The sequence below is a fragment of the Peribacillus sp. NJ4 genome, assembly GCF_030348345.1.
GTDB lineage: Bacteria > Bacillota > Bacilli > Bacillales > DSM-1321 > Peribacillus.
This window is the reverse complement of record NZ_JAUCFQ010000001.1, coordinates 2,051,673-2,072,203: the sequence shown is the minus strand read 5'-3', so window position 1 is coordinate 2,072,203 and position 20,531 is coordinate 2,051,673. Positions and strand designations below refer to the sequence as shown.

General features: G+C 40.5%; 23 protein-coding genes. 3 read left to right on the top strand and 20 right to left on the bottom strand.

Features of this window, described 5'->3' with window-relative positions; genetic code table 11:
* Positions 1-9: 9 nt before the first annotated feature.
* From resA to QUF94_RS10390, 12 genes are all read right to left on the bottom strand, one after another.
* Positions 10-540: a thiol-disulfide oxidoreductase ResA gene (gene resA, locus QUF94_RS10445; protein WP_289315790.1), complete on the bottom strand. Its 531-nt coding sequence runs from the start codon at positions 538-540 to the stop codon at positions 10-12.
* A gap of 204 nt (positions 541-744) precedes the next feature.
* Positions 745-1,485, bottom strand: a complete 741-nt coding sequence (gene rluB / locus QUF94_RS10440; protein WP_289315789.1) for a 23S rRNA pseudouridine(2605) synthase RluB — start codon at positions 1,483-1,485, stop codon at positions 745-747.
* A 312-nt stretch (positions 1,486-1,797) separates the two neighbouring features.
* Positions 1,798-2,337 carry a spore maturation protein gene (locus QUF94_RS10435; RefSeq protein ID WP_289315788.1) on the bottom strand — a complete coding sequence of 180 codons (540 nt, stop codon included), beginning with the start codon at positions 2,335-2,337 and terminating at the stop codon, positions 1,798-1,800.
* 1 nt (position 2,338) lies between these two features.
* A complete protein-coding gene (locus QUF94_RS10430) occupies positions 2,339-2,932 on the bottom strand; it encodes a nucleoside recognition domain-containing protein (protein WP_289315787.1) in 594 nt (197 codons plus the stop codon).
* Positions 2,925-4,085: a D-alanyl-D-alanine carboxypeptidase family protein gene (locus QUF94_RS10425; RefSeq protein ID WP_289315786.1), complete on the bottom strand. Its 1,161-nt coding sequence runs from the start codon at positions 4,083-4,085 to the stop codon at positions 2,925-2,927. Before QUF94_RS10425 ends, QUF94_RS10430 begins: the two co-directional genes overlap by 8 nt.
* Before the next feature lie 163 nt (positions 4,086-4,248).
* Positions 4,249-5,895 carry an FAD-dependent oxidoreductase gene (locus tag QUF94_RS10420; protein WP_289315785.1) on the bottom strand — a complete coding sequence of 549 codons (1,647 nt, stop codon included), beginning with the start codon at positions 5,893-5,895 and terminating at the stop codon, positions 4,249-4,251.
* A 178-nt stretch (positions 5,896-6,073) separates the two neighbouring features.
* On the bottom strand, positions 6,074-6,637 hold the full coding sequence (gene ahpC, locus QUF94_RS10415) for an alkyl hydroperoxide reductase subunit C (protein ID WP_063233159.1): 564 nt from the start codon (positions 6,635-6,637) through the stop codon (positions 6,074-6,076).
* A 442-nt stretch (positions 6,638-7,079) separates the two neighbouring features.
* Positions 7,080-7,955, bottom strand: coding sequence for a superoxide dismutase (locus QUF94_RS10410; RefSeq protein WP_289315784.1), 876 nt, complete (start codon positions 7,953-7,955; stop codon positions 7,080-7,082).
* Between the two features lie 120 nt (positions 7,956-8,075).
* Positions 8,076-8,564, bottom strand: coding sequence for a YpuI family protein (locus QUF94_RS10405; protein ID WP_289315783.1), 489 nt, complete (start codon positions 8,562-8,564; stop codon positions 8,076-8,078).
* Positions 8,565-8,586: 22 nt separating this feature from the next.
* On the bottom strand, positions 8,587-9,003 hold the full coding sequence (locus QUF94_RS10400; protein ID WP_289315782.1) for a hypothetical protein: 417 nt from the start codon (positions 9,001-9,003) through the stop codon (positions 8,587-8,589).
* 55 nt (positions 9,004-9,058) lie between these two features.
* On the bottom strand, positions 9,059-9,640 hold the full coding sequence (gene scpB / locus QUF94_RS10395; protein WP_289315781.1) for an SMC-Scp complex subunit ScpB: 582 nt from the start codon (positions 9,638-9,640) through the stop codon (positions 9,059-9,061).
* Positions 9,627-10,394, bottom strand: coding sequence for a segregation/condensation protein A (locus QUF94_RS10390; protein WP_289315780.1), 768 nt, complete (start codon positions 10,392-10,394; stop codon positions 9,627-9,629). The genes scpB and QUF94_RS10390 overlap by 14 nt, the downstream gene beginning before the upstream one ends.
* 218 nt (positions 10,395-10,612) lie before the next feature.
* On the opposite strand from QUF94_RS10390, the gene QUF94_RS10385 reads away from it, so the two are divergent.
* Together QUF94_RS10385 and QUF94_RS10380 are read left to right on the top strand one after the other, a co-directional pair.
* Complete coding sequence (locus QUF94_RS10385; RefSeq protein WP_081108854.1) at positions 10,613-10,705, top strand: YjcZ family sporulation protein; 93 nt, start codon at positions 10,613-10,615, stop codon at positions 10,703-10,705.
* Between the two features lie 164 nt (positions 10,706-10,869).
* Positions 10,870-11,406 (top strand): DUF309 domain-containing protein, encoded by a 537-nt coding sequence (locus QUF94_RS10380; protein WP_289315779.1) that lies wholly within the window; start codon positions 10,870-10,872, stop codon positions 11,404-11,406.
* A 27-nt stretch (positions 11,407-11,433) separates the two neighbouring features.
* Here QUF94_RS10380 and QUF94_RS10375 read toward each other — a convergent pair whose 3' ends face one another.
* Positions 11,434-11,778 carry a GNAT family N-acetyltransferase gene (locus QUF94_RS10375; RefSeq protein WP_289315778.1) on the bottom strand — a complete coding sequence of 115 codons (345 nt, stop codon included), beginning with the start codon at positions 11,776-11,778 and terminating at the stop codon, positions 11,434-11,436.
* Between the two features lie 590 nt (positions 11,779-12,368).
* Here QUF94_RS10375 and QUF94_RS10370 point away from each other — a divergent pair.
* Positions 12,369-13,229, top strand: coding sequence for a DUF1002 domain-containing protein (locus QUF94_RS10370; protein WP_483313683.1), 861 nt, complete (start codon positions 12,369-12,371; stop codon positions 13,227-13,229).
* 37 nt (positions 13,230-13,266) lie between these two features.
* Here QUF94_RS10370 and lysA read toward each other — a convergent pair whose 3' ends face one another.
* The 7 genes from lysA to sigF form a co-directional block, all read right to left on the bottom strand.
* On the bottom strand, positions 13,267-14,595 hold the full coding sequence (gene lysA, locus QUF94_RS10365; RefSeq protein WP_289315776.1) for a diaminopimelate decarboxylase: 1,329 nt from the start codon (positions 14,593-14,595) through the stop codon (positions 13,267-13,269).
* A gap of 280 nt (positions 14,596-14,875) precedes the next feature.
* Positions 14,876-16,369, bottom strand: a complete 1,494-nt coding sequence (locus QUF94_RS10360; protein WP_483313648.1) for a spore germination protein — start codon at positions 16,367-16,369, stop codon at positions 14,876-14,878.
* Complete coding sequence (gene spoVAEA / locus QUF94_RS10355; protein ID WP_289315774.1) at positions 16,347-16,928, bottom strand: stage V sporulation protein SpoVABEA; 582 nt, start codon at positions 16,926-16,928, stop codon at positions 16,347-16,349. Before spoVAEA ends, QUF94_RS10360 begins: the two co-directional genes overlap by 23 nt.
* A 43-nt stretch (positions 16,929-16,971) precedes the next feature.
* On the bottom strand, positions 16,972-17,394 hold the full coding sequence (locus QUF94_RS10350) for a stage V sporulation protein AB (protein ID WP_289318341.1): 423 nt from the start codon (positions 17,392-17,394) through the stop codon (positions 16,972-16,974).
* Positions 17,384-18,007 carry a stage V sporulation protein AA gene (locus tag QUF94_RS10345; RefSeq protein WP_353957662.1) on the bottom strand — a complete coding sequence of 208 codons (624 nt, stop codon included), beginning with the start codon at positions 18,005-18,007 and terminating at the stop codon, positions 17,384-17,386. The genes QUF94_RS10350 and QUF94_RS10345 overlap by 11 nt, the downstream gene beginning before the upstream one ends.
* A gap of 150 nt (positions 18,008-18,157) precedes the next feature.
* On the bottom strand, positions 18,158-19,447 hold the full coding sequence (locus tag QUF94_RS10340; RefSeq protein WP_289318339.1) for an NCS2 family permease: 1,290 nt from the start codon (positions 19,445-19,447) through the stop codon (positions 18,158-18,160).
* A gap of 307 nt (positions 19,448-19,754) precedes the next feature.
* Positions 19,755-20,522 carry an RNA polymerase sporulation sigma factor SigF gene (sigF, locus tag QUF94_RS10335; RefSeq protein WP_289315773.1) on the bottom strand — a complete coding sequence of 256 codons (768 nt, stop codon included), beginning with the start codon at positions 20,520-20,522 and terminating at the stop codon, positions 19,755-19,757.
* Positions 20,523-20,531: the final 9 nt, after the last annotated feature.

The following is a 20,531-nucleotide window of genomic DNA, read 5'->3' as shown; positions in this document are numbered from 1 at the left end:
TCCCCAATATTATGGTTTAATTCTCTCCATATGCTTTTGGATGCTCTCTTCTGTCAAAGCTCCGGTGATGATATCTATCACTTTCCCCTCTTTATCAACCAAAAAGGTGACTGGCAAAATATCCACGCGATAGGCATTTTCCACTTCCCTACCTTTATCGATCATGACAGGAAAGGTAAGATCATGCTTTGTGATGAAATTATTGACAGCATAGTCAGATTCCCCGACATTAACCGCTAATATCTCAACGCCCTGGTCTTTAAATTTCTTATATTGATTTTCCATATAAGGCATTTCATATTCACACGGCTTACAATATGTACCCCAAAAGTTCAGGAAGACGCCTTTTCCCTTGTAATCGGAAAGTTTATGTTCTTTGCCTTCCACATCAGTCAAAACGAAATTGGGTGCATCGGATCCTTTACTCAGACTTTCATTCTTATCTTTAGTGAAGTTCGTATAAAGGGCAAACACTAAAGCTGCACCTAAAAGCAGGAGAATGATGGTCCTGATAATTAAGCGTCGCTTCTTTTTATCCATAGAGATCCTCCTAAGGCCACACTAAATTTAACCATACCATTATACCATTTAACACCATGTCCATTTTATTTACATTTCTGAAGGTTTTGTGACATCTTTTCCCGATTGAAGGAAAGGTATTTACAGGTTGTTTTCCACCACCCAATCCTCCAGGGGAAAAATGGGGTAGTGGTTTCAACCTATTAATACAGGAAAAATTCTTTCTTACATTCTCCGCTGTTTTGGTTCGGTCGTTGCTAAAGTCCGCATTAATTTAACTTCATGTGGAGTCAGCTCACGGGAATCTCCTGCTGTTAAACCGTCCAATGTCAAGAAACCATATTGTTCCCTCTTCAATTTTATGACGGGATGGCCGATTGCTTCAAACATCCGGCGGACTTGCCTGTTCCGGCCTTCATGTATTGTGATTTCAACTATGGCCGTTTCCTTTTTTTTGTCGGTGGACAATACCCTAGTCTTGGCTGGGGCAGTCTTGCCATCCTCCAATTTGATACCTTTATCCAACTTTTTCAAGCTTTCACGCAAAGGCATCCCTTTCACTTTTGCCACATACACTTTATCCACTTCATGCTTAGGATGCATTAACGTGTTTGCAAATTCTCCGTCATTGGTTAAAATCAACAAACCCGAAGTATCGTAATCCAAGCGGCCAACTGGATAAATCCGTTCATTGATGTAAGGGAAATAGTCCGTTACGACTTTTCTATTCTTATCATCAGAAACTGCCGAAATGACACCGCGCGGTTTATAGAATAGGAAATAAACAGGAGCTTCTTTTTCAAGCGGGACTTCATTAACCTGAACCTTATCATTAGGACCCACCTTCACACCTAATTCCTTCACTACTTTGCCGTTCACTTTTACCTTACCTTCTAAAATCAACTCTTCTGCTTTACGGCGGGAAGCCAGTCCAGCATGTGCTATCACCTTTTGTAATCGTTCCATCTATCTTCACCCCATAATATAATCATTCGTTTGTTATTGTCGATACATACACAATCATACAATTATTACATATGGAGAGGCAAAAACAAAAGGTTTTTCGCGATTAAGAGCTTTTCTTTTATAATTTATCAATAATGTGGCGGTTAAATGGGTTGGTTTCCATAATGAGTGTAACATAGCTTATTTTTCCATACAAAAAAATGTTTCTTTAAGATGAATGTTCGAACCCTATAAAAATTGATAGCTATCCATAACCGATCGTTTAAGAAAAAAGGCAAAAAAAAAGAAATGGAATCGCCCATTTCCTTACCTTTAATTCATTCCGAATACTAATGTGACGACGATAACGGCGGCTATGATTCCAATCAAGTCTGCCAAAAGACCAACCTTAAGGGCATCACCCATTTTTTTGATTCCGACGGCTCCAAAATAAACCGTCAATACATAGAAGGTGGTGTCTGTACTTCCCTGAATCGTGGCAGCCAAGCGCCCGACAAAAGAATCCGGTCCATAAACCGATATCAGGTCGCTGGTCATTCCTAATGCGGCTGTTCCGGATATTGGCCGAATAATCGCAAGGGGTAAAACCTCAGACGGAAAATGAAGAAGGGAAAGCAATGGGTTTAGTGATTGTACAATGAATTCCAAGGCCCCTGATGCCCTAAATACTGAAATCGCCACAAGCATGCCTACCAGGAAAGGGATGAGGGAAAAGGACATGTTGATCCCTTCTTTCCCCCCCTCGACGAACATCTCATAGGTGGGGACTCTTTTCAATGTGCCGTACAGTAATATACTGAGGATCAAAATCGGTATCATCCAAATTGAAATGGTGGTCATCCAGTGCAACATCCTATTCCCTCCCGCTTCTCTTTCTCCTGTAATAAAAATATCGATCTATCGCGATTCCTCCAACGGCAGAAATGGCCGTAGCTATTATGGTTGGAAAAACGATGTCCGTAGGGGATTGGGCATCATAATTCATGCGAATCGCAATGACAGTCGTTGGAATCAACGTTACGCTTGAGGTATTGATCGCTAAAAAAGTGACCATCGAGCGGCTGACCGTTGCTTTTCCTCCATTCAGTTTCTTTAGCTGCTCCATCGCTTTAATGCCAAGAGGTGTAGCTGCATTCCCCAAACCGAATGTGTTTGCCATCATATTCGAAAGTATATACCCCATAGCCGGATGATTAGGCGGCACTTCAGGGAACAGCCATCTCATGAATGGCCTGAACAAGCTGGATAGTTTATCAAGCAGTCCCGATTCCTCCGCTATTTTCATCAAACCTAGCCAAAAAACAAGAATGCTCATCAGTCCCAGACAAAGGGTGACCGCTTCCTTTGCGCTGACAAAAAGAGCTTCATTGACCTGATCCATCGTCCCATTAATCATGCCGAATACAATACCGATCACAAACATCCCAACCCAAATGTAATTAACCATTTCGTTCGATTCCCAATACCGCTTCAAATACCTCAGCCCATGAAGATTGGAATGATTGTTGTTTGAAGCTTTCTTTCGATTCCCCATAAAAAATCGAACGCGTTCCTATTTTCTTTCCATCGAGATAGATGGATGCTCTGCCGACCACTTCCGGGATTTTCCTTTTATCTTTCCAAGCCTTCTGTGGCTTCAATAATTTCATTTTCACATTGACCAATTTTCTCTCTTCTTTTGTCAGTGGGTACGAGAAATCATTTTTAATGTAAACATGCCCTTTATACATTTTATTTTGCAAATTTTCTACCATGCCTTCGGGTAAAATTTCTGTAGGCTTATAATCCTTAAAAGCGGATTCGTACATTTGAATATGATCATTCCAATCATCGGGACCATTCAATGTCACAGCAATCAGGTCATGCTCCTTTTTTGTTGCCGTCGTCACCAAGGTACGTTTTGCTAGTTTGGTATACCCTGTTTTCCCGCCTGTGCAATACTCATATAATTGTGTAAGCAGGCGATTTTTGTTCTTCCATACATAATCCCATTGTTCTGTAGAATTAGGCGCCCTGTGCTCCTTAGTGCCGGCAATCTTTACATACGTTTCATTTTGCATGGCATAACGAGTAAGTATGGCCATATCATATGCAGTTGAATAATGGTTTTTCGTATTATCCAGACCATGTGGATTTGAAAAATGTGTATTTTTCATCCCGATTTCTTCTGCCTTTTGATTCATCATCCAGACGAATCCATCCAGGCTTCCACCAACCTTTTCACTGATTGCGACTGCTGCATCATTACCTGAGCGAAGCATCAAGCCATAAACCAAATCTTCGAGCTTAATCTTTTCTCCCACTTTTAAATAAAGGGAAGATCCCTCCGTCCCGAAGGCATTGCTGCTTACCTTAACTGTTTCATCCATTTGTCCCGATTCAATAGCTAAGATAGCCGTCATTATTTTCGTAATGCTTGCTATGCGATTCTTTTCATGAGCATTCACTTCATAAATGACCCTTCCGCTATCCTCATCCATTAAAATCGCGCTATGGGCACTTACAGCTACATTTGCATTGACGTTTTGTACAGGTGCCATAAAAGACAACAGGAGAATGACGATACACAAACTCGATAACCCTTTATATGGAAAACGCATGAGTGCCCCCTCGTCTCTTTACTTGTTTTTGTACAAGTTTATGCAAAAGGACAAGGGTTATGAATAAAAGAATGTAAACCGCCATGATATCTACCGATTTTCAAGGGTCATTTCCCATAAAAAAATCGATAGGAGGACATTCCCCTATCGATTTAGTGTTCTATCATACTAATAACGCTGCGATTTCATCAATTTTCTTAGCGCCGAATACCACTTCTTCATCATTGATGATCATGGCCGGCACGCTCATGACTTTATATTTCTTCTTAATTTCCTGGAAATTGCTTATATCGACCATTTCAGCTTCAACGTTAGGGTTTTCAATCGCAATGCGCTGTGCGCCAACTACAACGTCTGGACAGTAGTGACATGCCAATGAAACCATAACCTTAATGTTCGCTTTTTTACTGATTCCCTTAATTGAATTCAATACGACTGAATCCAATGCTTGACCAGGTCCAGCTAGGTTATAGATAGCCAAAATGAAGGAATTCAACTCATGGCCGCCAGGTACACCGTGGTATTTGACGCCACTGTATTCACCATTCGAATTTAAGAGGGAAACGACAGGGAACTTATCTGCATTGATTTTTTCTTCGATTTCCTTATTTTCCCCCTTGTTGTATAACTCAAGATGAAGCTTGTCTCCCAATTCAGCAACATCCAACAAGAAGTCTCGCAATTCGACTGATTTCGGCAAACTTTCATCGACGATGGACACCAATGTTACGTCACTCTCCATCTTGCCGAAGATGCCCTTTAATTGGCCACGTAACGCATCACTTAATAAAGCGCTCTTTCCTGCTGGGACAGCGGCCTGTTCTTTTTTGGCCGGTTTTTCAACTTCAGGTTCATCTTTAATGCCTAAGCGATCTTTTTCTTCTGCAATATATTTACCGGCATCCGTTGCTGCAATCGCACCGTCAGATACAGCTGTGATAATCTGGCGCAAGGATTTTGGCCTTAGGTCGCCTGCCGCATATACACCATTCACATTAGTCTTCATATCATCATCGGTGAGAATGTAACCCGCATGATCCATTTCGATATGGCCATTGAAAATCTCTGTTTTCGGCTCATAACCTATGAAAACGAATACTCCAAATGTACTGTCTTCTTCCTTCGCCTTATATTCAAATTCTTCTTTAGTCGCGTTATTGATGAATCGGGCACTTTGAATCATCCCATCTCCATATACCCCAAGGATCTCCGTATTGAATTTCACTTCAATCTTATCATTTGCCATTACCTTATCAACAATGGACGGGGCACACGAGAAGCTTGATTCACGGGCGATGATTGTAACTTTTGTAGCAAAGCGGGTCAGGAATATAGCTTCTTCTGCGGCTGCATATCCTGCCCCGATAACGAAAACTTCCAACCCTTCAAAGAATTCGCCATCACATGTTGAACAATAAGCTACACCGCGACCAGTAAATTCCTCTTCACCTGGAAATCCTAGTGTTCTTGGAGAAGCACCTGTTGCAATGATGACCGCGCGGGAATGGTAGTCCCCCCCAAGGGTTTTAACCACTTTTACTTCACCGGAGAAATCCACGCCCGTTACATCAGCTTTGGCAAACTCAACCCCAAAATCTTCATTTTGCAGCTTCATTTCTTCAACTAACCTTGGGCCCGATATATGGCGGATACCAGGATAATTGGCTATTTCCGATGTAGTTGCAGCTTGTCCGCCGCCAGTTCCTTTTTCAAGAATAATTGTCTTTAATTTAGCTCTTCCTGCATAAACGCCTGCTGAGAGGCCTGCAGGACCACCGCCAATAATTAATAAATCATATATTTTTTTCATTTTTGTTCTCCTTGCTGAATGATAATGTCTGCTAAACTGATTATTTTGAAAAACAAAAGGCACTTATTTTAGGTAAGTGCCTTTTGTCATTAAATCTTGTCGGACGAATTGTCCCAGTAATCGTAATCAATTGCTGGATGTACCCTTTAACTGAAGAAAGGGATCATCCCATTAAAAATTAAAGTTTACCTACAAGGTCCAGGCTTGGTTCAAGAGTAGCTTCACCTGGAGTCCATTTTGCAGGGCAAACTTTATCTCCGTGTTCTGCTACGAATTGTGCAGCTTGAACTTTTCTTACTAGTTCTTCTGCATTACGGCCAATCCCTAAGTCATTAATTTCGTATGCTTTAATTTGTCCTTCTGGATTTACAATGAAAGTTCCACGTAGAGCCAATCCATCTTCTTCAATCAATACACCGAATTGACGGGATAAAACGTTTGCTGGGTCAGCTAACATCGGATATTGAATTTTACCGATTGTATCAGTAGCATCAGCCCATCCTTTGTGGCTGAAATGAGTATCTGTTGATACTGAGTAAACTTCACAACCAATTTCCTTGAATGTTTCGTAGTTATCTTGAAGATCAGCTAATTCAGTTGGACATACGAATGAGAAGTCAGCTGGGTAGAAAAAGAATACTGCCCATTTTCCTTTAACATCTTCAAGTGTAACTTCTTTGAATTCTCCTGCATGGTAAGCTTGTACTTTAAAATCTTCTACTTGTTTATTGATCAATGACATAATAAATTCCTCCAATTAGCTATTTTTTTTATATGCTCCTGTTTATAATAATTATTAAATAGAAACTAGTCAATAAATATACCTTAATAATTTTTAAGTTCACAAATTAGTCACAGTTTTTATATTGATATAAATTAAATATTTTTAAAAACCCATAGTACTTCAAAATAGCATATTTAACACATTTCCGATGTTATTTCAAGGTTTAAAATAAGACGCATGCTCATTATTTCGAAAGATGATACCATCCCCTTTTCAATCAAATAAGAATATCCAAATGAGAATCAATAGTCGTTTGCAAATAAATGGGTAGGTGATTCTTTTATATCATTGACATATTTTCCCTAAAAAATTCTTAATACAGGATTTCAGCAAAAAAATACGAACCGTCACGGCTCGTATCTTCAAATTGGTTATCCTAAATATTCCCATATTTTATCAGTTATTGTTTTTTCCAAATCAGCTTCTTCGCTTCGGTGAACCTTACGGCCGTTTGCGGCCAGTTTACAACGTCCCACCATTTGTCCACATAGGCTGCCCGATTATTTTTATATTGTAGGTAATAAGCATGTTCCCATACATCAAGAACAAGGATTGGAATCGTATCCCACTGGGTCAAAACCATATGCAATTCCGATTGAAGTATTTCTAGCCGCCACGCACGTGGAGCCCAGACTAATATCGCCCAGCCAACACCTTCTACCTGTTTGGCCGCTTCACTAAAATGACTTTTAAAAGCTGCAAAGCTTCCAAAATCCTTTTCAATCTGTTTAAGTAAATCTCCCTTTGGCTGTCCGCCTCCTCCTGGAATCATCACTTCCCAAAAAAGCGTATGGAGATAATGGCCTGACCCATGAAAGGCTGCTTCCTTTTCCCAATGTTTCAACAAGGAGAAATCTTTCGTTTCCCTCGCATTTTTCATCATCAATTCCGCTTTATTCAGCCCATCGACATATGCTTGATGATGCTTATCATGGTGCAGATGCATGATTTCCCTTGAAATCGTCGGTTCCAACGCATCATAGGCATAAGGTAACGGCGGAAGTGTATGCTTCCCAATTGGGACTGATTGCCTATCCTGTATATTGAATTCTCTAGCGAGTTCTTCAATTTCTTCATAGACCTGAGCCATCTCTTCTTCAATCAGGACCATATCCTCATAATCCATTTCTTCCTCATCCATATCTTTTGTCAATTGGGAAAGCCGTTCAATATTTGATAACACTGACGAATCGGTGATATCGATCTTCTCAAGATATTCCATGACTCCATCAACCCAATCACTTACCTCTTTAGCATAATCTCTAACATCAGACATCTTTCAACCTCCTCTTAACCTTCATGCACATAATCATCAAAGTATTCTATGTTTCGATTAAGCGGAGATTCCATTTATAAATAAAAAAACAGCTAGGCCTATTAAGCCTGGCTGTTTCCTTTATCTTGACTGTAACATTTTCGTCCGGTAATCCGTTTCATAAAACTCCAATTCTTCACGCATGGTCTGGAATCCACTTTCCACGGCCTTCAGAATGGTTATTATGCTGTCTGGCACACTTTGGTGAAATTTAATCGAGTTTTTTCCTGTATAGGCAGATCTGCTGTCCTCAAACCACCGATCCGATTTTGGGGAAAAGTATTCTTCGATACATTGATGATAAACCCTATAAAGCGTCTTTTCAGCTGCAGCTTTATTGAAAACATCATTTTTCAGAACGATTTGGCAAGCCTCCAAGCCCTCTTCACAACTTACAAGCATTCTTCTTAAACTAGAAAGGATCCCTTTATAATAAGTTTCATCCCCGCTTTTTTCCTCTTGCAGCTTAGTATAGGTCGTCTCATTTATAAATTCCTCTAGCTGAGCCACTGTCGTTTCCAAAAAGCCTTTTACATCCTCAAGCTGAGATTTAACCAATGTATTCCCCAACCGTGAACCCTCCTCAAAATGATTAAGATTGAATATAATAGTCAACATGTGACTCTATATCATATGGTTTAGCTTGGTCAATAGATATAAACACTTTCTCCAATTTTTCAAAATCTATATTTTCAAAATAACCAGCTAGCTCTTTTTCTGCATTTATATATACACGTTTTCGGTTAACCAGGCTCGGGTCTTTGAGCAGACAGACCATTGCAATGATATCAGCCATATAAATATCTCTCTTAGAACTTTTGAATAGCGGATTGGCGGGATAAGGAGTCCAACGAGTGACCATCTCATCAAAATAACGAAGATACAGTACATTCAGCGTCTTTTCTTCTCCATCCTTTATGTATTCAATAACGGATCGGTTAAAAAATTCCTCCGGCGAATTTGGCTTTTCTTTTTCAAGCCCAAATCCATTGCATGCTACAATTCGCACCCGCAATCCCCCCGCATTCATTTTTTTCTATATTATCACAATTTAAAGAAAAATGTTATTCGATTGTTTGCTGAAATTTTTCAAAAAACAGATCGGCTTCACCATTTTCAAAGCTATCATCCGAATTATCGGCGAGCGGCGGTAATTCATCAATGGAATTCAGGCCGAAGTAATCCAAAAACTCTTTTGTTGTCCCATATAAATAAGCCCGGCCGGACCCTTCAGCACGTCCGACCTCTTTTATTAAGACTTTAGTGACAAGTGTATGGATGGGGCGGTCCGTTTTGACACCGCGAATTTCATCAATTTCAGCTCTGGTAATCGGCTGCTTATAGGCAATGATTGCGAGTGTTTCCAAAGCGGCCTGGGACAAACCTTGAGTGTTTGATGTTTCCACTAGTCTTTTCAAGTAATCCGAGTGTTCTTTCTTTGTCGTCATTTGATAAACACCCGCTATTTCAATCACCTGAATCCCGCGTACATCCGATAAATATTCTTCCTTTAAACTTTCAACGATGTCCGTTGCTTGATATTCCGTAATTTCAAGGACAGAGGCAATTTGTTTGACGGAGAGTCCTTCATCTCCAGCAGCAAACAATAATGCCTCAAGAATCCCTTTCCAATTAATAACTTCCAACTGGCTCTACACCTTCCTTAGCAGCAATCATGATTTCCGAAAAATTATCTTCCTGTTCAACAATGATTTCATTTAGTTTCATAAGTTCCAGCACCGCCATGAAAGTGACGACGATATGCTCTTTAACCGGAAGCGAAAACAGTTCAAAGAAACTTTTCTTCCCTTTAATTGATTGTAACTCAATCATGATTTCATCCATTCGTTTTTCTATCGAAATCTCTTGTTTCGTTACTTTCGTGTAAAGCGGCTTTTGTATTTTTTGCCTTCGCAGCAGTTTTTGCAGAGCTCCCAACATATCGTATAGACTTATATTCAACTCTTGTTTATCACTTTCCGCTTCTTTAACATATACAGATAAATCACTTGGGGGTTTAGTGAACATCAAGCTGCGTTCTTCTTCCATCCCTTTAAATTCTTCAGCTGCATACTTATACTTTTTATATTCTAATAGTTTCTCCACAAGCTCATCCCGTGGATCTTCTTCAAATATTTCCCCATCTTCATCAACCAATTGTTCATCTTCATGTTTTGGCAGCAACATTTTACTCTTGATGGCAAGCAGTGTTGCAGCCATCACCAGATATTCGCTGGCCACATCCAATTCCAGGTGCTGCATCGTATGGATGTACCCTAGGTATTGATCTGTAATATCAGCCATCGGAATATCGTAGATGTCTATTTCCAGGCGATTAATCAAATGCAGGAGTAAATCCATCGGACCTTCGAAAGCGTCAATTTTTATATTATAACCCATTAAATTACCCCATTTAAATCTAATTGGCCGATAATAGGCCTATTTCTTTCACTAATCAAGTATAGTGGATTGCCGCCCTTTATCCAATAATAATAATTTACGGACCTTAGAAAAGTTCTTAAAAGGGATTTGCGACAAATGGGTCGGTGCCCAATCACATTCTAAAATCCAACATAACCTAGAAATGTAAGAATAGCAGAACAAAGGAGGTACTCATTATGGGTGCAGGTGGTTTTGGACACGGCGGCGGATTCGCGTTTATCGTAGTATTGTTCATTTTATTAGTTATTGTCGGTGCTTCTTGGTGTTAATGGAAGACTGATGAATCAAGCTGATTGCCTTGCAATCGGCTTTCTTTATTTTCCAAGAAAAAATTCTATGCTAAACTTAGAGAGCATACATGGCGGGTGTTAAGCTATGGAAATGGCTTTTTTCCTTACATTAGAGATTCCATCAAACAAAAGGGGTGCTCCTATTGAATTACGCGGAAGACTACCTTTCTTTCCTTGTCCATTTCCATGGGACAAGGGATTACTTCGAATGTCATGAAATTCTTGAAGAATATTGGAAGGAAACCGCTCCAAAAGAGCGTGACTCGCATTGGGTCGGGCTCATACAAATTGCGGTTGCCCTGTACCATGATCGCAGGGGAAACAAAAAAGGGGCTGCAAGGACCCTGGCTAAAGCCCTGGCAAATCTCCACACTAAAAAGGCCGAGCTCCTGAAGTTGGGGCTCGATCCAGAAGAACTGTTCAAAATGCTCGAGGACACACATGAACGAATGTTATCCCAAAAGCCATATGAAAGCATTAATCTTCCGATAGCGGATCAAGGGTTGATCGAGCAATGCCAATCCATGTGTTTGCACGAAGGGTACATATGGGGCGCAGGTAGCAACATGGCTAATTCATCAATAGTTGATAAGCATCTAATGCGCGACCGTTCAGATGTCATTTCTGAAAGGGATCGTCAGCTATCCCTTCGAAAAACAAGAATGGAGGACCGCCCTTAAAGGTGGTCCTCCATTCAACTTTCATATTCAGACTTCTTCACACCTGTCAAGAAAGCTTTCCGTAAACTCATTTGCTTTTAATTCTTTGTCAGGATATTGCTCCTTGATGGCCCTGACCATCGTTTTACCGATACCTTGTTTCCGAAAGGATGGATTTACAGATATATGTTGTATCTCAATGTGGTTTGGAGAGACTTCTATTCCGATCAAGCCCGTAATCTCTTCATCTTTCCATAAGAACAGCTGTAGATTTTCATCCGTTTCATAATTCTTCATCGTATTCCGAAGCGTTTTTATCTCTTTTTCATTTGGCATGAAAGATAATAATCCCATGGCAAACTTCTCATAACTTTTCTTATACTTAATCAACATAATATCCCTCGTTACTAAATAACGTTTTTATTATCTACCTGTTTCAAATAATTCGCTTTGAATAATAAACCTCACATATAACATTTCCATCATACATAAAAACTTCGTTCGTTTCAACATCACTTTCAGCACTTGATTTATCGATGTGCTATGTGCTAAGCGATAAACAGCCAATATACGATTCCCCACATCAAAGCGATAATAAGCATCATAAGTAAAAGAGTTTTATTACTTTTTCTCATCCCATACTCCCTTTATGAATGGTCCAAATATTTAAATAACGAATTCATTTTACTATAACTTAACACAATCTGACAAATATCCTTGCAATCTTGCTTCGATTTTACTACATTGGTAAAGTAATCTTAGGTTCATAGAGTGGTCTTAGGTATAAAATACAAGGAAGCAATCACTTTTTCTCCGTTGAAAGAACCTTGGCTATCTTTGGCTATACAAATATTTTTCGGAATATATGTATCTTTTTTATCCTTTGTTTCGTCAAATACTATGAATCTTTTTTTAAAGCGCTGCCCTTTTATTGAAAGATTCCAATTCAGCAGGAAAAGTTAAGGAGGATTATCATGAAAAAAATGAATAAATGGGTCATTGTAACCATTTTATTATGTCTATTATTGCCATATAAAGCTTTTGCAGATGCAGCTGTTGGTGAAATGATCGTCACACTTGGTGAAAATTTGACAAATGAACAAAAAAATATGATTTTGTCAGAAATGAAAGCCCCTAATGATGTTGAGGTACTGACGGTTAAAAATGCGGAGGAACATGAATACTTAGGAGACTATATCGCTAGCCGGCTGATCGGTACAAAAGCGATTTCATCCTCTGCGATTACTTTGGAGGAAAAAGGTACTGGCCTTAAATTGGAATCGAAAAACATTAACTGGGTCTCAGATGAAATGTATATCAATGCACTGGCAACTGCTGGAGTAAAAGATGCTACCGTTTATGTCACTGCACCTATACCCGTTTCCGGTACAGCAGCTTTGACAGGGGTCATTAAAGCCTATGAGATCTCTTCCGACAAGAAGATTCCGGAAGATGTCAAACAGGCAGCGAATGAAGAAATGGTGAAAACAGCTAAATTGGGTGACGAAATCGGTACAGAGGAAGCCTCTGCACTAGTAACGAAAATAAAAGAGGAAATGGCTGAAAATCCACCAGCCAATACTGAAGAGGTCCGCGAGGTTGTCGAGTCTTCAGCAAAAGAACTTGGAATCGCCTTAAATGATGATCAAGTTCAAAGTCTAATTGATTTATTCAATAAGTTAAAAGAATTGAATATCGATTGGAACGCTGTCGGGGATCAGCTTACTGCAGCTAAAGATAAGCTATCCAATTTTCTTGAGTCCGAAGAGGGTCAATCATTCTTGGATAAATTGAAAGAAGTATTCAGTAGTTTAATAGACGCAATCAAATCATTTTTCAGCTGATTCAAATGAAAAAAGGATGGCCAATGCCATCCTTTTTTCATTTTTTATTGACGACCGCTGCTTCATGTAGGGCCAAATCCAAATGGATAAGATCTTCATACGTTTCGCGTTTGATGACCAATCGGGCTTCTCCATTTTCGGCAAAGACGACAGCCGGTCTCGGAATCCGATTGTAATTATTCGACATGGAATATCCATATGCCCCTGTACAAAAGACTGCCAAGACATCACCCCGTCCGGCTTTTGGCAATGGTAAGTCCCAAATTAACATATCACCGCTTTCGCAGCATTTCCCAGCAATGGACACCGTCTCTTCTACAGGATCAAGTGGCCGGTTTGCAAGAATGGCATCATATTTCGCTTCATAAAGAGCAGGACGTATATTATCACTCATGCCCCCATCAACGGCAATATATTTACGGACATTAGGCACTTCCTTTTCAGAACCGACCTTGTACAAGGTCACACCGGCGTCTCCGACTAATGAACGGCCAGGTTCGATCCAGATTTCAGGCATCATTAAATCAGAATCGGCAATCAGGTTCTGCACTTCCGTAACGATTTCTTCTACATATTGAGATGCCGGTAGCGGGTCGTCCTCTTGTGTATACCGAATTCCGAATCCCCCTCCGAGATTCAATACCTTTGGTTGAAACCCTATCGAGCCATGCCAGTCATTCAGCTTGCCGATAATTTTTTGGGCTGCAAGAAGGAAACCGGTCGTTTGAAAAATCTGGGAACCGATATGGCAGTGTAGTCCCAGAACTTCCAGAAATTCACTTCGTAGTGCTTGTCGAAGGGCGCCTTCCGCCTGCCCGTTAATAAGATCAAAACCAAATTTCGAATCTTCTTGCCCTGTCAAGATGTAATCATGCGTATGGGCTTCGATACCTGGTGTTACACGAAGAAGGATTTTCATTTTTTGTTCACGGTTTGTACAAATTTCTTCCAACAGTGTCAACTCTGAAAAATTATCGACTACTATACAGCCAATGTCATAATCCAAAGCCATATGTAGCTCTTCTTCACTTTTGTTGTTTCCATGGAAGTGAATCCGTTCAGTTGGGAAATTTGCCTTAATTGCCGTATACAATTCCCCCGCTGAGACAACATCGAGAGAAAGTCCTTCTTGATCGGCCAACTGGATCATGGCAATCGAAGAAAAGGCCTTACTTGCGTAAGCAACTTGAGCAGAAATCCCCAATTCCTCAAAAGTTTTCTTGAACCCTCTTGCCCGTTCACGAATTAGCTTTACATCATAAACATATAATGGTGTACCAAATTGTTCGATCAGTTCGATCGTGTCCACTCCTCCGATCTCCAGATGTCCACGTTCATTGACACCACCGGTTCCGTACAAATGCATGATAGCCTCACCTTCCTTACTTAGATCTAAAGATTAATAAGAAATGAGGCAGCCTCAAATAAAGAAACCCTGCTGTAAGTGAGTAGGGTCCTCTATATGAACAAGCCTCATCCGTATCGATTATCCCATTTAATATTGTTCTCTATGACTGCTTAATAGTTCGAAGGGAAAGACAGATTGGTTTAACTTCAAAGAGGCATAAACGCTCTATCTCTTTGTGAAGCCTTAACTTTACCGCTTTATCCGAATAAAATTAAATTACCATAACTTTTCGACAACATCAACCTTTAGATTTTCTCGGCTGCCTATATTTATCCTGGGGATGCACAATACTCGGACGCTCAGCAGTTCCTGGATAAGGTCTTCTTAATAGTATATGTGACAAACCCTTCGGCTGAAATGGGATAAGCGGCCATAAATAAGGTGTATTTAACGTTTTTATACTAGTAAGCATAATAATGTAGAGTGTGATGCCAATGATCAAGCCAGGCACTTTAAAGAAAGCGACCAACACTATCAGTATTAAACGGGAAATTTTATTCGCAACCCCTAATTCTAAACTTGGAGTGACAAAAGTACCAATTGTCGCTACGGAAGCGTAGAGAACCACTTCAGGAACAAATAGTCCGACATCTATCGCTATCTGTCCAATCAAAACGGCCGCAACCAAGCCCATTGCCGTAGAAAGCGGGGATGGGGTATGTACGGCTGCCATCCTTAAAAATTCTATTCCTATATCGGAAATGAAGATTTGGATCACAATTGGTATATGCGTTTTTTCATTCGGCCCGATAAATTCCAACTTATCCGGTAAAAGAGAAGGCTCTAAAGTAAACAATAACCAAATAGGCAGCAAGTATAACGAAACGAAAATCCCGAAAAAACGTACCCAGCGCACCAAGGTTCCAACTGATGGCGCCTGCCGATACTCTTCAGCGTGTTGCATGTGATGGAAAAGAGTGGACGGGGTAATGATGACGCTCGGTGAAGTATCCACATAAATAAGGACATGCCCCTCAAGTAGATGTGTTGCCGCTACATCAGCCCGTTCCGTGTACCTGACAAGCGGATATGGGTTATATCTTTGCTTGACGATGAACTCTTCGATCGTCTTATCAGCCATCGTTATGCCATCAACCTCAATGTTATTCAATTCCTTACGAATGATTTCTATTAAATCAGGATCGGCAATATCTTTAATGTAGCCGATGGAAATATCCGTTTTCGATCGTTCCCCTACATGCAACATTTCGAAACGTAATCTTTCATCCCGTATTCTCCGTCTGGTTATCGCAGTGTTAACGATGATATTCTCGACAAAACCATCCCTTGATCCACGGACGACTTTTTCCGTATCGGGTTCTACTGGCTGTCTCCCGGGATAACTCCTGACATCCACAACCAATCCTATTGGTTTACCATCAACAACAATGACTATTAAACCGGATAATACCTGATCAACAAGTTCATCCATCGTCTTTATTTCCTCAACGGATTGGTGTACGAGCAAGCCTTTGACTGCATCAAAAACTTTAGTAGTCAAGATTTCAGCATTTTTGTTATGAATAAGAGATTCGAGGATTTCCATGATGAACTCTGTATCCGTCAGCCCGTTTATATAGTAAAGATGCACATCTTTTCTAAGGACCTTTATCCTTCTTACCCCTAAGTCGAAGCTGACGCCCAGACCTACTTTCTCTTTCATGTACGCGTCAACTTCCGCTACCCTATCCGGAATCGGTTTCATGTTTTCAGGTTTTTCTGAAGTCATCATGACCACTCCTTTCCAATATGATTTCCACCGCTAGCTTCGTTATCGGTGCTCCTCTTTTAAAATCGTCCTGATGGGACATTTTTCCGATATCCCCTATCCCCACTACTATGGGAACATGCAATTGATCGATGCAATACACCGTATCTCCTGTAATCTTGCCCAGTTCAAATTCCTCGGCGCCGTATTTATCAACCCCGTTCGGTGTCAAATTACCATCCCGGTCAATACAGATATCCACCTTGGTCCATTCTTCCCTTCTAGTCTTTGAAGCGACCGCTATCACTCCAAGGACATTAATATCAGGGTGACCGGCAACTACCTTCATTGCCTGTTCGCCGGATCCTTCACCGATAAAACCGCTATCATCAAACATGACCAATACAGGATCATACTTCGCCTTTTTTATTAATTCAACTAGCTCCAAGCCCGTATATCGTGATGGATTACCCTGGGACATGGAGATACATCTTCCCCCAATTTCCTTGGCTACAAGCTCAACAGCCCGTTTTGCATACTCATCTCCATCCGTAATCAATATCACTTTTCGTTTGGTCACCATCTTGGGCCTACCTTTCATCATCAGGAATAGTTACCTCATAAACTTATAAATCGACAAAATAAATCCATTGGAATAATGATCCGGCTATTTTCCCCAATACGAGTGCCATTAACAGATAAATGATTTTCTCTTGAATGCCGATTCGCTTGGACAGAACCGGAAATACATTCAGGACTTCAGTTAAGGCAGCAGCAAGCATCCCATTAAAGATCCCGTCAGCCAGGCCAATCGGAATCAATAAAAATTGTGGGAGGGAAAATTCCGTACCCTGTAACCCTAGCCAAGTTCCTGCGACAACCCCGGCAATGATAGCTCCTTCGTAGTAATGTATCATTTTCATTGTTTTTGTCAGCTGAGTCAGCCTCGGTATCACCCCAAGTACAGTTAAAAACGCTACAAAACCGGCACCTGTTGCAAAACCTCCGGCTAAACCAACAAAGATTCCGAAGATAACTTTACCTGTCATCAAGATGGCGCACGTTCTCCTTATTTTCATTCATGATTACATAACGGTCCAAATCCTGCTGATAGTTGAACATTTCAACCTCGAGCGGACTAGGTTCCTCATTGAAGCGTTTTTTAAAAAAGTGATTAAAAAATAAAATCATGCCCATGCCAAGTCCGAAGCTATATGGGATTTGGATCAATAACGGCTTTTCTTCCACTTTTCCCGTTATTAAAGTAAAGATTTTTTGATGCACTTCCCCCATGCTGACATCCACATGGAAGTTCATGATGGTCATCCCGCCGCCGACAAACAACAAGAACCAGACTAAGGCGAAAGTCAAAACCGACATTTTCTTTTTCGAGAGGATGATTTCGATGATCGTTTGGGAGGGTCCGAACGTCTCCACCTCAATGGTCGTATCCACCTTACGAATGGCCATGATAACTTGAGCCAAATCAATGACAATAATATTTCTATCTTCCTTCTTGACCGTTAATAATATGATTTCTTCAATTTTTCGAATCACTTCTTCAGGTCCGATTATCCTTGCAATATCTTTTATCCTCACCGTTTGATTTCCCTTTACTTGTACACGGTTTCTCATCCTGATATATACAACTGCCACTATCATCACATCCCGACCTTTTATTTCCTTATGCTAGTAGTATGGATTGGAAACAGTTTGAAAATGCAGGAAGTGAACCATGTCCAAATATTACTAATTGAAAACAAAAAAGACACGCTGTAATGACAGCATGTCTTTTTGATTTACATTCATAGATTAATGAGTGGGGAAGAAAATCAGCTGAACCAAAAATATCAATCCAAAAATATAAATGAGCGGATGTACCGATTTTCCTTTTCCACTGAATACCTTCATTAGGGGATAAGTAATGAACCCGATTGCAATCCCTGTAGATATGCTTGAAGTAAGCGGCATCGTTAAAATGATCGCAAATGCCGGAAATGCTTCATCGAAAATTTTCCAATTGACTTTAGCCAAGCCTTCCATCATGAAACATCCTACGATGATCAAAACGGGGGCTGTAATTGCTTGAACTGAAGAAATGGCCGATATTAATGGAGAAAAGAAAATCGATACAGCGAACAGGATCGCCACAACAGTAGCAGTTAACCCGGTACGTCCGCCTGCGGCGACTCCAGTACTCGATTCAACGTATGCCGTTGAGGGACTTGTTCCAAACATCGAGCCGACTATCGTCGCAATCGCATCACCTAAAAATGCTTTCTTGGCACGTGGGATTTTCCCATCCTTCGTTAGTCCTGCCTGTTCCGTGACACCAATCAAGGTACCTGTCGTATCAAAGATCGTCACAAGTAAAAAGGCGAAAACGATTGAATATAAAGAATGCGTGAAGACCCCGGCAATATCGATATCGAAAAATACCGGTGTTGGAGGTACAGATACGACTCCATCAAAGTTGAGCAAACCGATAAAGTAGCCAATGACTGCCGTGATGATCATACCAATAAAAATTGCCCCTTTTATATTACGGGCCATAAAAATCAAGGTAATGAATAAGCCCGCTAACGCTAAAACGGTTCCTGGCTGATGCAAATCGCCTAGCGTCACCATCGTTGATTCATTAGACACCACGATTCCAGCGTTTTTCAATCCGATAAATGCAATGAATAAACCGATTCCGGATGTTATGCCATATTTTAATGAGTTAGGGATCGCATCAATTATCATTTTACGCAAGCTCGTCACGCTAATTAATAGAAATAGCAAACCAGCAATGAAAACCGTACCGAATACAGTCTGATATGAGAGGCCCTGTGCCCCCACAACGCTGGCAAAATAAGCATTCAAACCCATCCCTGGTGCTATCGCAATCGGGTATTTTGCTACCAGCCCCATGATAAGGGTCCCAATTACCGCTGATATGACCGTTGCCATGAAAACTTGTTCAAATGGAATTCCGATAGAAGACAATAAAGCCGGATTCACAATAAGGATATAAACCATTGTTAAAAATGTCGTAATACCCGCCATGACTTCTGTACGGACATCCGTCCCATTTTCTTTCAAGGAAAAAAACTTTTCCATAAACATATTTTAGACCTCCAGATCTAAAGGAAACACCGACAACCGTTTGCACGCAAAGACAAGGTGTCCTAAAATTGTACTGCATCGACGCTTTTCCTGATTAATTTTTCGTTTAAAACAATTGAAAAACGAATGAAAAACGCGACCTTTACTATATTATTCGTTTTTAATTTTAAATTCAACTAAAAAATTTGACCCCCACTCATATTTTCAAAAATTTTCATCCCACCAAGATATCCTGAGGGAATTACCTTTACTTTTTCCTTAAATAAAGATTTATCTCCAGCCAAATGAAAAACCACATGAATCACTGATTCATGTGGTTTTTCATTTGCTGAAGAATTTTCTTTTCCAGCCTTGACACCTGAACTTGGGAAATACCAAGCCTTGCCGCTACTTCCGATTGCGTCTGATCCTTATAATACCTCAGGAAAACAATCAGCCTTTCACGTTCATTCAATTCATGTATGGCTTCTTTCAAAGCGATTTGATCAAACCAAGATGTTTCGTTATGGTCGGCAATCTGGTCAAGAAGGGTAATCGGATCTCCATCATTTTCGTAAACCGTTTCATGGATGGATGAAGGGCTCCTGCTGGCTTCTTGAGCCATGATAATTTCTTCTGGCGATAGCTCAAGGTGTTCCGCCAATTCGTTGACAGTCGGGACACGGCCATACGTCTTTGAAAGTTCCTCTTTGGCCCTGCGAATTTTATTCGCCATTTCCTTTAAAGACCGGCTTACTTTAACCGTTCCATCATCACGGATAAAACGTTGGATTTCACCAATGATCATTGGCACAGCATACGTTGAGAATTTCACTTCAAACGATAAGTCAAATTTATCCACGGACTTCAACAGACCAATACAGCCAATTTGATAAAGGTCGTCCGGTTCGTAACCTCGATTGAGGAATCTTTGCACGACTGACCATACAAGCCTAAGATTGCTATTGACAATCAGGTTCCTTGCATCCTGGTCACCGCTCTGGCTGCGTTGGATTAAACTCCGCAATTCCTCATCTTTTAAATGGGGCTGGCCTTTCTTGCTCTTCTGGTTTTTAACCTCCACATCCATATGCAAGTC